12 protein-coding genes are annotated in these 12,910 nt (G+C 57.6%); 9 read left to right on the plus strand and 3 right to left on the minus strand.

Translation table 11 applies throughout. From position 1 onward, the window contains the following. Nucleotides 1-8 precede the first annotated feature (8 nt). Nucleotides 9-1,331 (plus strand): PQQ-like beta-propeller repeat protein, encoded by a 1,323-nt coding sequence (locus GOW09_RS02155; protein WP_171115291.1) that lies wholly within the window; start codon nt 9-11, stop codon nt 1,329-1,331. A gap of 49 nt (nt 1,332-1,380) precedes the next feature. Continuing rightward, nucleotides 1,381-2,844, plus strand: a complete 1,464-nt coding sequence (gene der / locus GOW09_RS02160) for a ribosome biogenesis GTPase Der (protein WP_171115293.1) — start codon at nt 1,381-1,383, stop codon at nt 2,842-2,844. A 44-nt stretch (nt 2,845-2,888) separates the two neighbouring features. Here der and GOW09_RS02165 read toward each other — a convergent pair whose 3' ends face one another. Beyond that, nucleotides 2,889-3,311 (minus strand): hypothetical protein, encoded by a 423-nt coding sequence (locus GOW09_RS02165; RefSeq protein ID WP_171614420.1) that lies wholly within the window; start codon nt 3,309-3,311, stop codon nt 2,889-2,891. A 457-nt stretch (nt 3,312-3,768) separates the two neighbouring features. Between GOW09_RS02165 and GOW09_RS02170 the strand changes: the two genes are divergently transcribed. Together GOW09_RS02170 and GOW09_RS02175 are read left to right on the plus strand one after the other, a co-directional pair. After that, complete coding sequence (locus GOW09_RS02170) at nt 3,769-4,752, plus strand: fatty acid desaturase (RefSeq protein WP_171115297.1); 984 nt, start codon at nt 3,769-3,771, stop codon at nt 4,750-4,752. Nucleotides 4,753-4,845: 93 nt separating this feature from the next. Beyond that, nucleotides 4,846-5,487 (plus strand): helix-hairpin-helix domain-containing protein, encoded by a 642-nt coding sequence (locus GOW09_RS02175; RefSeq protein WP_171115299.1) that lies wholly within the window; start codon nt 4,846-4,848, stop codon nt 5,485-5,487. 57 nt (nt 5,488-5,544) lie between these two features. Here GOW09_RS02175 and serS read toward each other — a convergent pair whose 3' ends face one another. After that, nucleotides 5,545-6,837, minus strand: coding sequence for a serine--tRNA ligase (gene serS / locus GOW09_RS02180; protein WP_171115301.1), 1,293 nt, complete (start codon nt 6,835-6,837; stop codon nt 5,545-5,547). Nucleotides 6,838-6,909: 72 nt separating this feature from the next. Continuing rightward, on the minus strand, nt 6,910-8,574 hold the full coding sequence (locus tag GOW09_RS02185) for a mechanosensitive ion channel family protein (RefSeq protein ID WP_171115303.1): 1,665 nt from the start codon (nt 8,572-8,574) through the stop codon (nt 6,910-6,912). Between the two features lie 201 nt (nt 8,575-8,775). Between GOW09_RS02185 and yajC the strand changes: the two genes are divergently transcribed. From yajC to GOW09_RS02210, 5 genes are read left to right on the plus strand one after another with little or no spacing between them, the layout of a single operon-like run. Beyond that, nucleotides 8,776-9,063 (plus strand): preprotein translocase subunit YajC, encoded by a 288-nt coding sequence (gene yajC, locus GOW09_RS02190; RefSeq protein ID WP_152458368.1) that lies wholly within the window; start codon nt 8,776-8,778, stop codon nt 9,061-9,063. 33 nt (nt 9,064-9,096) lie between these two features. Next, a complete protein-coding gene (secD, locus tag GOW09_RS02195) occupies nt 9,097-10,758 on the plus strand; it encodes a protein translocase subunit SecD (protein ID WP_171115304.1) in 1,662 nt (553 codons plus the stop codon). 1 nt (nt 10,759) lies between these two features. Then, nucleotides 10,760-11,728 (plus strand): protein translocase subunit SecF, encoded by a 969-nt coding sequence (secF, locus tag GOW09_RS02200; protein WP_171115306.1) that lies wholly within the window; start codon nt 10,760-10,762, stop codon nt 11,726-11,728. Beyond that, the gene (locus GOW09_RS02205; RefSeq protein WP_171116500.1) at nt 11,721-12,473 is read left to right on the plus strand and encodes a sulfite exporter TauE/SafE family protein; all 753 of its coding nucleotides are present in this window, start codon (nt 11,721-11,723) and stop codon (nt 12,471-12,473) included. Before secF ends, GOW09_RS02205 begins: the two co-directional genes overlap by 8 nt. 12 nt (nt 12,474-12,485) lie before the next feature. After that, nucleotides 12,486-12,839 (plus strand): Mth938-like domain-containing protein, encoded by a 354-nt coding sequence (locus GOW09_RS02210; protein ID WP_152458364.1) that lies wholly within the window; start codon nt 12,486-12,488, stop codon nt 12,837-12,839. Nucleotides 12,840-12,910 lie beyond the last annotated feature (71 nt).

A 12,910-nucleotide genomic window follows, 5' to 3' on the forward strand; every position in this document is an offset into this window, starting at 1 on the left:
GGAACACCATGGTAACAAGACTAATTTCCCGCGCGGGATTGCCGGTTGCGGCACTGGCTTTGACCGCATTGACCGCCTGTGAACCTCCCGAAGCGATTTTGCCCGGAGAACGTGAAGACATCCGTCCGGCGTCTGATCTGGAAACAGTGGAAAAAAGCGGCTCTCAGCCCATCAGCCTGCCAGCTCAAAAAGCGAATGCCAGCTGGCCGCAAAGCCCTGGTACGGCTGCTTACCGAACCTCGAACGCAGCACTGCGTGGCACGCCACAGCGGGTCTGGTCTGTGTCGATCGGGCAGGGCGACTCGCGCAAGCAACGTATCACCGCCGAACCGGTGGTTGCGGGCGGGTTGATCTATACACTGGATGCGGGGGCGACGGTGTCAGCGGTCACGCCGCAGGGCCAGTTGGCCTGGGATACCGATCTGGTTCCGCCAAGCGACGGTGATGCAGACGCCACCGGTGGCGGCATGGCGTATTCGAACGGCGTTCTCTATGTGTCCTCCGGGTTCGGGCGACTGACCGCATTGGATGCAAAAACGGGCGCCGTGCGGTGGCAGAAGCGATTGGACGCAACCGGAAGCGGCTCTCCGATGGTCAATGACGGGTTGTTGTACCTGGTTGCGGGGGACGAAACCGGGTGGACCATCAACACCAAGGATGGGCGTATCGCCTGGCAAATCGAAGGCACGCCCAGCGTCGGCAACGTTCTGGGCGCACCGGCACCGGTGATTGCCTCGGACCTGGCTGTGTTTGCATTCGGGTCCGGCGATGTTGCGGCCACCTTCCGCCGTGGGGGCATCCGTCGCTGGAATGCGTCCGTCGCAGGCGGGCGGCGGGGACGGGCCGCTGCGCAGATCGTTGACGTGACCGGCAGTCCGATGGTTGTCGGAAACACAATCTATATCGGCAACCATTCTGGCCGGACCGTTGCCTTTGACGCTGCCACCGGTGAACGCCGCTGGACCGCCGATGAAGGAGCGGTTGATACTGTCTGGCCCGCAGGCAACAGCATCTTCCTGATCAGTGACCGCAGTCAGCTGGTGCGCTTGAATGCGGCCGATGGCTCGATCATCTGGGCGCAGGATCTGCCAAGCTTTGTCAAGGACAAGCGAGGCCGCCGTGGACCGATCTTTGCACATTACGGTCCGATCCTGGCCGGAGGCCGTATTGTGATTGCATCCAATGATGGTTATCTGCGCTTCTTCAATCCGGTTAACGGGGCACTGGTTCACCAGGTCGAAGTTCCCGGAGGTGCAACTACGGCTCCGGTTGTCGCCGGGCAAACGCTGTATGTCGTTTCCTCCAAGGGGGATCTACACGCTTTCCGTTGACGGCAAGATGCGCTAAAGGGCGCTTCTTGAGTCTTGAAAGTTGAGTATCATGTCGCTGACCCTCGCCATCGTGGGGCGCCCGAATGTGGGCAAATCCACCCTGTTCAACCGCCTTGTGGGCAAACGTCTGGCCCTTGTCGACGACCAGCCCGGCGTGACGCGTGACCTGCGCGAAGGCGAAGGGCGTCTGGGCGATCTGCGCTTTACAGTGATTGATACGGCGGGTCTTGAGGACGCGACGGATGACAGCCTTCAGGGGCGGATGCGCCGTCTGACGGAACGTGCCGTGGACATGGCTGATGTTTGCCTGTTCATGATCGACGCGCGCGTGGGTGTGACACCTACGGATGAAATGTTCGCAGAGATCCTGCGCAAACGGTCCAAGCACGTGATCCTTGCGGCCAACAAGGCCGAAGGCAATGCTGCGGATGCGGGTGTTCTGGAAGCTTACAACCTTGGTCTGGGTGAACCGGTCCGCTTGTCGGGCGAACACGGTGAAGGGATGACGGACCTCTATGCGCAGCTGATGCCTCTGGCGGATGCGGCAGAGGAAAAACAGGTCGAGGAAGCCCCGCAAACGGACATTGAACTGGACGAAGACGGTGAGGGTGAGACGCCGCTGATCACCGCGGCCAAGCCCTTGCAGGTTGCGGTGGTGGGGCGTCCGAATTCGGGCAAATCCACCTTGATCAACAAGATCATCGGCGAAGACCGTCTGTTGACCGGGCCAGAAGCCGGGATCACGCGTGACGCAATCAGTTTGCGAATCGACTGGGCTGACCCGGACGGCCAAAGCACGCCGATGCGGATCTTTGACACCGCAGGGATGCGCAAGAAAGCAAAAGTACAGGAAAAGCTGGAAAAGCTTTCCGTGTCCGACGGCCTGCGCGCGGTAAAATTTGCCGAGGTCGTCGTTGTGTTGCTGGACGCCGCGATCTCGTTTGAACAGCAGGATCTGCGGATTGCCGATTTGGCCGAGCGCGAAGGCCGGGCCGTTGTCGTCGCCGTCAACAAGTGGGACATAGAAGACAACAAGCAGGAAAAGCTGCGCGAGTTGAAGGAGTCGTTTGACCGTCTGCTGCCGCAACTTCGCGGCGCGCCGCTGATCACGGTTTCCGCCAAGACGGGCCGGGGACTGGAGCGTTTGCGCGCCGCGATCCTGCGCGCCCATGACGTCTGGAACCGCCGGGTGCCGACTGCCGCCTTGAATCGCTGGCTGACCGCGATGCTGGAACAACACCCGCCGCCAGCCCCACAGGGACGCCGGATCAAACTGCGCTACATGACGCAGGCCAAGACCCGACCTCCGGGGTTTGTGGTGATGTGTTCGCATCCCGACAAAATGCCTGAAAGCTATACCCGTTATTTGGTGAACGGTTTACGGCAGGATTTCGACATGCCCGGAACACCGATCCGCCTGACGCTGCGCGGGCAGGGGGACAAGAACCCCTACAAGGGTCGGCGCAAGAAAAACGCGGGCGCATTGGCCAAGCATCTGAAGGGACGCGGGTAAGCTGCGCACCAGAATCAGGGCTTTGATGACACAGGCAGGTTGTCTCAATCGTTCCCAAGGACGAATGCGCGGTTCGCTTCTGCGGCATTGGCGATACCCTCCGACGTCCCATTGCCCTGTTCTATGGCCGTCGCCAGTTCGGTCGCGGCTGAACCTGTCGTGAAGATCGATGCAATTCGCGTTCGACCTCCGAAAAGACCTTTGGAAGCGTCGGCATTGTCATAGGTCAGGTCAAATGTCGAAACCAAACTGACCGCCTCATCATTGGGTCGTTTGTTTTGATTGCGCGATATGGGCGGAACCAGCGTTGTTATGCGGCGCTGTACACCTGCGTTGACCTCGACAGGCAGTGCCTTGGCAGGATCAGAGCGCAAGGCGATGTTTACGCCGCTGCGTTCCCCATAGACCAAACTGCGATCCTGAATTGAGGTGCAGCCCGCGACCGCGCAACTCGTGCAGGACTGCATTGCCAGTCAAGATGGCGGCAGAGGATGAGGTGCCGAAGCCGTTAAAAGAGCACCCCGCAAGCGAGACGCAGATGAATGGCGCAAATGGCAAAAAATTTCTCGATAAAGTCAATCAACAGGCCTGAAAAAACTGTTTGTTTTTCTGATCGGTAGCCTCCACGCGTCAACTCAGAGGGGCATGCGAATGCGGTTGAAGCTTTTCGAGACACTTCAGGGCAGTATTTCTCGGGCGCTTCCTTCGTTTGAGAGGCTCGCGTTTTTCAGTGCCGGTGATCCTGACGCCAGCGCGTAACTGCGCCAATTTTCAGCGTTTTCGCTCTGAGGGCGTGACAGTCCCTGTTCTGCGCGTTAGCATTCATGTGTGTGCATCTGTCAGCACATGCATTGCCTGCACGCGGTCAAGCCGCGCCTGGATTTTTAACAGATTAATACAGGACCATCGTGGGGAGCGGACTGGATGGATCTGAGGGAATACACAAGACACTACGCAGTTCAGGACAACAGATTGGCTGCACTGAGCTATTTCGGCACGTTTGCGGTGTATTTCGCATCGTTGTCTCTGGCGATCGTATTCGTGGATCGCTGGTACATCATGATCCCGGCCGGGATCGTTTTCGCCTTTTCGGCGGTACGCCTTTATGTGCTGCAACATGATTGCGGGCACCATTCGCTGTTTGAAACGCGAATGCAGAACGAATGGGCAGGGCATGGTCTTTCGCCATTCACCTTTGCACCGTTCGAGGTGATGAAACAGAACCACAATCTGCACCACGCGGGGATCGGAAACCTTGAGCATCGTGAGACCGGCGAAATTCACACCATGACATTGCGGGAATGGCAGGACGCGGACTGGAAAACTCGTTTGTTTTACAGGCTGTATCGAAACCCTTTCATCCTGGTGCCGGTCGGTGCGCTGTTCACATATTTCATTCGCTATCGCTGGCCCAAGAACACTGTTCGTTTCGGTGTCAAAGGCGTCTTGCTGCACAATGCCTCGATCATCGTATTTTTGGGCCTGTTGTACCTGGTGGCGGGCATGACCGGAATTCTGGTCTGGCTGGTGTTTTCTTTTCTGGGCGGAATGCTGGGTGTGTTTCTCGTGTATCTGCAACACAATTTTGAAGATACCTATTGGGATCGCCGTCCTGATCTGAACCCGCAGACTGCAGCGTTGCATGGATCTTCTGCACTGGATTTCGGATGGTGGTTCGATACTGCCGTCGCCTGCATCACGCTACATGACATCCATCATTACAACGCACGTATCCCGTCGTACCGGTTGCGGGCCTGCCACTATAACCTGCCGCCTGAATTCACGCCTCGTCGGATCAAGTTCCCCGAGGCAGTAGCGGCTTTGAACCTCAAGCTTTGGGATGAGGATGCGAAACGCCTCGTGCCATTCCCGAAAAATGACCGAACCGCTGGGTTGGCGCATAGCTGATCCATTGGCTCTGAGAAGGCAAGCGCTGAACTGGCGGACATGCATTTCCAATGTATACGCGATGAGGCAGGGCGATAGAGAAAGGACCCTTAGATGACTGCAGTGACCGACGTAAAAGGTGTGGGAGAGGCGCTGGAAAAAGCCCTAGCAGCCAATGGCTTTAAGACCGCAGAAGCGATAGCGAAGGCGTCACCGGCAGATCTGGTCAAGGTTCCTCGGGTTGGTGAGAGCCGAGCCGCCGTATTGATCGAAGCCGCAAAAGCCGCAATAGCCGCAACACCCACTGCCGGGAAGCCTGGCGCGCGCAAGGCGCCGGCACGAAAGCCAGCGGCACGGAAGCCAGCAGCCGCAAAACCAGCCGCCCGAAAGCCGGCGACACGAAAAGCCGCCCCGCGCAAGACCGTGGCCGCTGTAGCGGCAGAAAAACGGGCGGAAGAAGCTGCACGCAAAGCGGCAGAAGAACAAGCGGCGGCCGAAAAAGCCGAAGCCGCAGCCAAGAAAAAGGCCAAGGCCAAGGCGAAAGCTGAAAAAGCCGCCAAGAAACGCAAAGAAATGGAAGCCGCGTTTTCCAAGGCCAAGGATAAGGTGAAGGCAAAGTCCAAGAAGGACAAAAAATCGAAAAAGAACGAAAAGAAAAAAGACGCCAAGAAGAGCAAAAAAGACGCCGAGAAGGGCAAGAAAAAAAGTGACAAGAAGAAAGATAGCAATAAGGACAAGAAAAGGGCGAAGAAATAAATTCCTTCGCCCTGTCTTGCATTGTGAACCGGCGCCCGGTGGTGCCGGTTTCGTTTTTTAGGCCAGTGTGCCGTCCAGTTGCAGGGTCAGTTTGCCGCCCAGATAGGGGCTCAGGACTTCGGGCAGGGTCACGGTGCCGTCCGAGTTCTGGCCATTTTCCAGCACTGCAATCAGGCAACGCCCAACAGCCAAACCCGAACCGTTCAGCGTATGGACGTATTCCGGCTTGCCGCCACCGTCGGGGCGGAACCTTGCGTTCATGCGGCGGGCCTGAAAATCACCGCATGTCGAAACCGAGCTGATCTCGCGATAGGTGTCCTGACCGGGCAACCAGGCCTCGATATCATAGGTGCGGCGGGCGCCAAAGCCCATGTCACCGGTACACAGGATGACAGTGCGGTAAGGAATGCCCAGCTTTTCCAGAATGCCCTCGGCGCAGTGCAGCATGCGCTTCTGTTCTTCATCCGATTTGTCCGGATGCGTGATCGAAACCATCTCGACCTTTTCGAACTGGTGTTGCCGCAACATCCCGCGGGTGTCTTTGCCCGCGGATCCGGCCTCGGACCGGAAGCACAGGGAATGCGCGGTGTAGCGGCGGGGCAGATAGCTTTCCTCGATCAAACTGTCGTTTACGATATTGGTCAGCGACACTTCGGAGGTCGGGATAAGCCACCAGCCTTCGCGGGTCTGATAGCTGTCTTCGCCAAATTTCGGCAATTGGCCGGTGCCCTGCATCATCTCGGACAGAACCAGAACCGGGCCATTCACCTCGGTCAGCCCGTTTTCGGTGATATGCGTATCCAGCATGAACTGCGCCAAAGCGCGATGAATACGGGCGACTCCACCGGACAACAGCACAAATCGCGAACCCGAGAGTTTGGCCGCGGTTTCGAAATCCATGCCTTGCTGAACGGCTTCGATCTCGAAGTGTTCCTTGGGCGCAAAATCCAGTTCACGCGGTGTGCCCCAGCGGCTGATCTCGACGTTGTCGTTTTCATCCACGCCATCCGGCACATCCTCGGCGGGCAGATTTGCGATCCGGATCAACTGATCCGTCAGCAGGGCATCCAGATCCTTGGCCTCGGTCTGCATGCGCGCGATTTCGGCCTTTTTCTCGGCGACCAGCGCGCGCAGGCGTTCGAATTCGGCTTCGTCGCCTCGAGCCTTGGCAGCCCCGACTTCCTTGGACGCCTTGTTCTGTTCGGCTTGCGCTGTTTCGGCCGCCAGAATCTTGGCGCGACGGCTTTCGTCCAGCCTGAGCAAATCTGACGACACCGGCGCGTCCCCACGGCGCGCTAAAGCGGCGTCGAAAGCGGCAGGGTTTTCGCGAATGGCGCGGATGTCGTGCATGTCTCAGATCCTTGAATGCGTGAATCACTGAAACCGCTTATGCACCATCTGTGGGGCAGGGTGTAGCGCCGGTTACGACTTATCCGCTTCCTCGTGCGATTCATGTGCCAGATGACCATCCCATTCATCCGCCGGGATTTTTGGTTCTGGCGGATCAGCCATGTAAGATGGCGTCATGATCTGCACTTTGTTCTCATTGAAAACGGCGACAATGTTGCGATGCAGGTCCGAGCGGATTTTGGGAATGATGCTGCCGCGGGTGGTGTAACCGTTGATCTGATAATTGATGGCGTAGTCGGCCAGCGCCGTCCACAACACGAAAGGTTCAGGTTTGGCCTTGATCCCCTTGGTGCGGTTGGCCGCCTCGATCAGCATTGCTTCGACCTTTTCGGGCGGTTCTTCATATCCGATGCCAACCGTCGTGTGCAGCAGCAACCCACTGCCATCGGTTTTCTTCGAGAAATTCACGACGTCTGAATTCATCAATTGGGCGTTCGGGATCGAAATCAGCTCGTTCTTGATGGATTTCAGATGCGTCTCCATCAGTTTGATTTGAACCACGTCGCCGATATGCTCTCCGATCTGAATACGGTCGCCAATTGACGTGGAACGGCGATAGATCACGAAAAGCCCCGCCAGCATGTTGGACACGACCGAGTTGGCACCCAGCGACAGCATGGCGCCGACCAGAATGGTCAGACCCTGGAAGGCGGCCGAATCCGAACCGGGAATGTAGGGAACGGCAAAGACGAGCGCGATCAGAATCACGATAACCCGAGCGATGTTGAACGTCGGATTGACCCAGTGTTTTTCAAAATCGCCCATTTCGAACGAACCGGCTTCGACCGCGTCGAAGAACACGCGCATGCCCTTGATGATGTACAACGTGACCCATGCGATCAGGCTGAGCATAATCAGGTTTGGGATATAGCTGAGTATTCCCTTGAATATCAGCAGTACCGGTTCTGTCAGATAGGTAAGCAGCAGTTGCGCGAAATAGCGTGTTTCCGCAAAGGCCAGTAGAACGAAGGACAGGTAATAGTAGAAGCCGAGAAAGAAGATGACCAACAGGGCAAAATTCAACCCGTATCGGATCAGGGCTGCGATTGCTTCGGCCTGAACGCTTTTGGCCGTCGCCGTTTCGACATCCTTCAAATAACGCTTTACCAGTTTCAGAGTGCGCCGCCTGATCCGCCGGTGCAGCCAAAGGATAACCAGCACGAAGACGACAAAGCCTGAGGTCCATCCGGCGGCTTCAATCGCTCCGGATACCCGGGCTTGATCTGTACGGTTGGAGCGGTAGGAAAGGATGGCCTCTTCGATGGCCTGACCATGCAAGAAGCCGAGGACGTCCAGCTCCATCTGGTCCAGTTCGGCGTCCGCAACCGTTACGATCGATACGATTTCACCGTCGGCGCGAATGCGTATACCCAGGTCGGTTTCTTCAAAGGTGATGTCGACCGTGGGGCTTTCCGAGGCTTCGGCCACCTCAATGATCTTGTTCTGCACGCTTTCGGCACGTTCCGGCGCGGGCAGGGCGCTGGAGCCGCGCAGGAAGAACAACATGTCGCCGTCCACGATGACGGGTGCCTTGAAACTTTCGGTTTCTTCCGCCTCGGGTTCGGTGGCTTCGGCAGGCAATTCCTGGGCCTTCACCGGTGCGGCCAGACACAGGAGCAAGGTCAGCACAGACAGCAAAAGCGTCAACGATTGGAATGGTTTGTATCTAGCTCTCATTGCCCCCCCTGATGTTCGACTATAGCCAAATTGAGATATCTGCATAGGACATATCTGCAACGATTGACCGGTTCATGTGGCACCTTTGTCAGGTTGCGGCCAATCACATGACCACCTTTGCTTGCAAACACGCATTTCAAAGCATAGGTTCCGGCAAAATTTGCGGAACGGTGCCGCAAGATCTGAACAAAGGAATATCCCATGGAAGGTGGCGCAATCGCCCAGTTTCTCCCGCTTATCCTGATCTTTGCGATCATGTATTTCCTGCTGATCCGTCCGCAGCAGAAGAAAATGAAGGAACATCAGGCCATGGTCGATGCCGTGCGTCGGGGGGATCAGGTTGTCACCCAGGGCGGGCTGATCGGCAAAGTGTCGAAGGTCAAGGAAGGCGAAAACGAGATCGAAGTCGAGATCGCCGAAGGTGTCAAAGTGCGTGTCGTCAAATCGACCATCGCTCAGGTTCTGAACAAAACCGAACCCGCGAAATAACACCACCTTACAAATCCTTGAAAAGGCAGGGTAATGCTGCACATTGATACCTGGAAGCGGGTTCTGATCTGGCTGGTCTGCGTGACTGGCCTGATCATGGCCCTGCCAAATGCGTTTTACACACGGGTCGAGCAATCAAACGACGCCAAAGCTGCGATCGAGCTGGGCGTGGACACGCCCGAGTTGCAGGCCGAGGCGGGGCAATGGCCGAACTGGCTGCCCTCGTCACTGGTCAATCTGGGCCTTGACCTGCGCGGCGGTGCACATCTGTTGGCCGAAGTTCAGGTGCAGGAAGTCTACGAATCCCGGATGGAGGCGATGTGGCCAGATATCCGTGACGCCCTGCGCGATGAGCGCTCGACCGTTGGGACGGTCCGCCGTCAGGAATCGGCCCCAGATGAGATTCGCGTGCGCATCAGCCAGCCTGAGGGCATGGCGCGGGCACTGGAGGTCGTGCGCGGTCTTGCCCGTCAAGTGCAGACCCTGACTGGTGTCGGGGCAACGGATATCGAGGCACGTGCCGAAGGCGACACGATTGTCGTTCAGTTGTCCGAGGCAGAAAAACTAGCCTCAGACGACCGCACAGTGCGTCAATCGTTGGAAATCATCCGCCGCCGGATCGACGAAGTGGGAACCCGAGAGCCGACCATTCAGCGTCAGGGTGCTGATCGTATCCTGATTCAGGTGCCTGGCATCGGCAGCGCGGGTGAGTTGAAAGAGATCATCGGCACGACGGCGCAACTGACCTTTAACCCGGTTGCCGGACGCGGCACCGATCCGGATGCCGTTGCAGGCATCGGCGAGGAAATCGTGCCGTCGATTGACGAAAGCGGTGTTTACTACACAATTGAGTCCGCTCCGGTCGTTACCGGAGAGGAACTGGTCGATGCGCAGCCCGCATTCGACCAAAACGGCCGCCCTGCGGTCAACTTCCGGTTCAACACGTCTGGTGCGCGCAAATTCGGGGATTACACCCGCGACAATATCGGAGCCCCCTTTGCCATCGTTCTGGACGATGAAGTGATTTCAGCCCCCGTGATCCAAAGTCATATTCCGGGCGGCTCGGGCATCATCACCGGCAACTTTACGGTTGAGGAAAGCACCAACCTGGCCGTCTTGCTGCGAGCGGGCGCACTGCCTGCCGGTTTGGAATTCCTCGAAGAACGTACCATCGGACCCGAGTTGGGGCAGGACAGTATCGACGCGGGTAAAGTCGCCACAATCGTGGCCTTTGTGGCAGTACTGGTTTTCATGGCGCTCAGCTATGGTCTGTTCGGGATCTTCGCCAACATCGCGCTGATCATCAATGTGGGCCTGTTGTTCGGTCTGCTGTCCATGATCGGAGCAACCTTGACCCTGCCGGGTATCGCGGGGATCGTATTGACTGTCGGTATGGCGGTGGACGCCAACGTGCTGATCTTTGAACGTATCCGCGAGGAATTGAAATCCGCCAAAGGTCCGGCGCGCGCAATCGAACTGGGCTATGAAAAGGCGCTGTCTGCCATTCTGGACGCGAACGTGACCACATTCATCACCGCCGTGATCCTGTTTGCCATGGGCAGTGGCCCTGTGCGCGGCTTTGCAATCACTCTGGGCCTCGGCATTCTGACCTCGGTCTTCACCGCGATCTTCGTGACGCGCCTGATGGTCGTGATGTGGTTCGAACGCCGCCGTCCGAAAACGATCGAGGTTTGACATGAGACTGAAACTCGTACCCCAGAACACCTCGTTCGATTTCTTCAACCGCTGGAAGGTCTGGTTGGGCATTTCCGGCCTGATGATGGTGATTGCCTTCACCTCGTTCATGCTGCAAGGGCTGAATTTCGGTATTGATTTCCGGGGTGGCACGACGATCCGGACGCAAAGCGCGGTCGAGATCGATGTGGGCACATACCGAGATGCCATCGCCCCACTGGAACTGGGCGATGTGACCATCACCGAGATTTTCGATCCAACCTTTGCGGATGACGAAAACGTTGCGATGATCCGCATCCAGGCGCAGGAAGATGCCGAGGCTGTCGAAGCAGCGACCATCACCGCCGTAGAGGACGCGTTGCAGCAGGTAATACCTGATATTCAGTTCGTCTCCGTAGAATCCGTGGGCCCCAAGGTCTCGGGCGAGTTGATCCAGACCGCCGTCATCGCGGTGGCTTTGGCGATTGGCGCGGTGCTTGTCTATATCTGGCTACGGTTCGAATGGCAGTTCGCGCTGGGGGCCGTGGCGGCACTGGTTCACGATGTGATCCTGACCATCGGCATCTTCTCGGAACTGCAAATCCGGTTTGACCTGGCCATTATCGCGGCCCTTCTGACCATCGTCGGTTATTCGCTGAACGATACCGTGGTCGTTTTCGACCGGGTGCGAGAGAATCTGCGGAAGTACAAAAAGAAAGACCTCAAAGAGGTGCTGAACATTTCGATCAACGAGACGCTCAGCCGGACGGTGATGACCTCGGTCACCACGTTGCTGGCGTTGATCTCACTTTATGTTCTGGGTGGCGATGTGATCCGCGGCTTCGTATTCGCGATGATCTGGGGCGTGATCGTGGGCACCTATTCATCGGTCTTCGTCGCCTCGACCATCCTGTTGTGGCTGGGGGTCAAGCGCGACTGGTCCAAGCCGTCGAACACGGCGGGCAACCAGTTTGCCAATATTGATGCCTGAGGCGTTGCAACAGGCCTTGTCCCTGCCGGGGCTGGGTTGGTTGGTTCTTACCATCGGAGCCGCGGGACTTGTCCGCGGCTTCACTGGTTTTGGCACCGCGATGATCTTTGTTCCGGTGGCCACTCAATTTCTGCCGATTGCCGATGTCGTCTTTCTGATGGCAGCCACCGGGATCGTATCGACCTTTGCGCTGGCGCCGCAGGCATGGCGTGAATGCGACAAGACCGAAATCAGCACTTTGGGCGTTGCAGCGGCATTAACCGTGCCGCTTGGCCTTTGGGTCATGGCACAGGCCGACACGGTCGTTCTGCGCTGGATCGCCTGCGGTATCACCGGCGTGACCCTGTTGGCGATCGTCACTGGCTGGCGCTGGCAGGGGCGACTGGGTGTACCCGGACGGCTGGCCATCGGAGGCAGCGCAGGCGTGATCGGCGGCATGACCGGACTGACCGGCCCGGTCGTTATCGTATTCTATCTGGCCAGCTCTTCAGACGTACGCAAGATTCGTGCCAACACGATCATCTTTCTGGCTTTGCTGGACGTGGCCATCGTCTTCAGCATCCTGATCGGAGGCGCTGCGGATCTGTCGATCCTTTGGATTGTCCTGCTGCTGGGCTTGCCCTATCTGACCACGACACTGATCGGCAAGGCTCTGTTCGATCCAAAGCTCGAACGGATCTATCGCGCTGCGGCTTATTCGGTCATTCTGATAGCAGTCGTGTCCGGCTTGCCGATCCTGGATTGAAGGAGGGAAGAAATGCGCCTGAACCAAGTTACGTTTTCAGATGCCAAACCGGTTGATGGCTATGGCCCCGGTTTTTTTCGCATTGGCGGTGATGTGTTCGAAGGCGCCGTTCTGACGGGCCCCGCAGGACCTGCCACCTGGGGCGGTTATGAAGATGCGCAGCCACTTCTGGAGCTGGCCGATGGAATTGACGTTCTGCTTGTCGGTACGGGCAAAGACATGGCCCACATTCCCCAGTCTTTGCGCACCCAGCTGGAGAGTGCCGGTGTCGGCGTCGAAATCATGAATTCTCCGGCTGCGTGCCGCACCTACAATGTCTTGCTCTCTGAAGGTCGCCGAATAGCGCTTGCTCTGATCCCGGTCTGACGGGATCACTTCATCTGGCTGAAAATATCCCGGGGTTTGTGAGGGGCTGGCCCCTCACTCGGACCTCTCTG

Origin of the sequence: Ruegeria sp. HKCCA5463 (genome assembly GCF_013034175.1) — a bacterium.
In the GTDB taxonomy this organism is placed as follows: Bacteria; Pseudomonadota; Alphaproteobacteria; order Rhodobacterales; family Rhodobacteraceae; genus Ruegeria.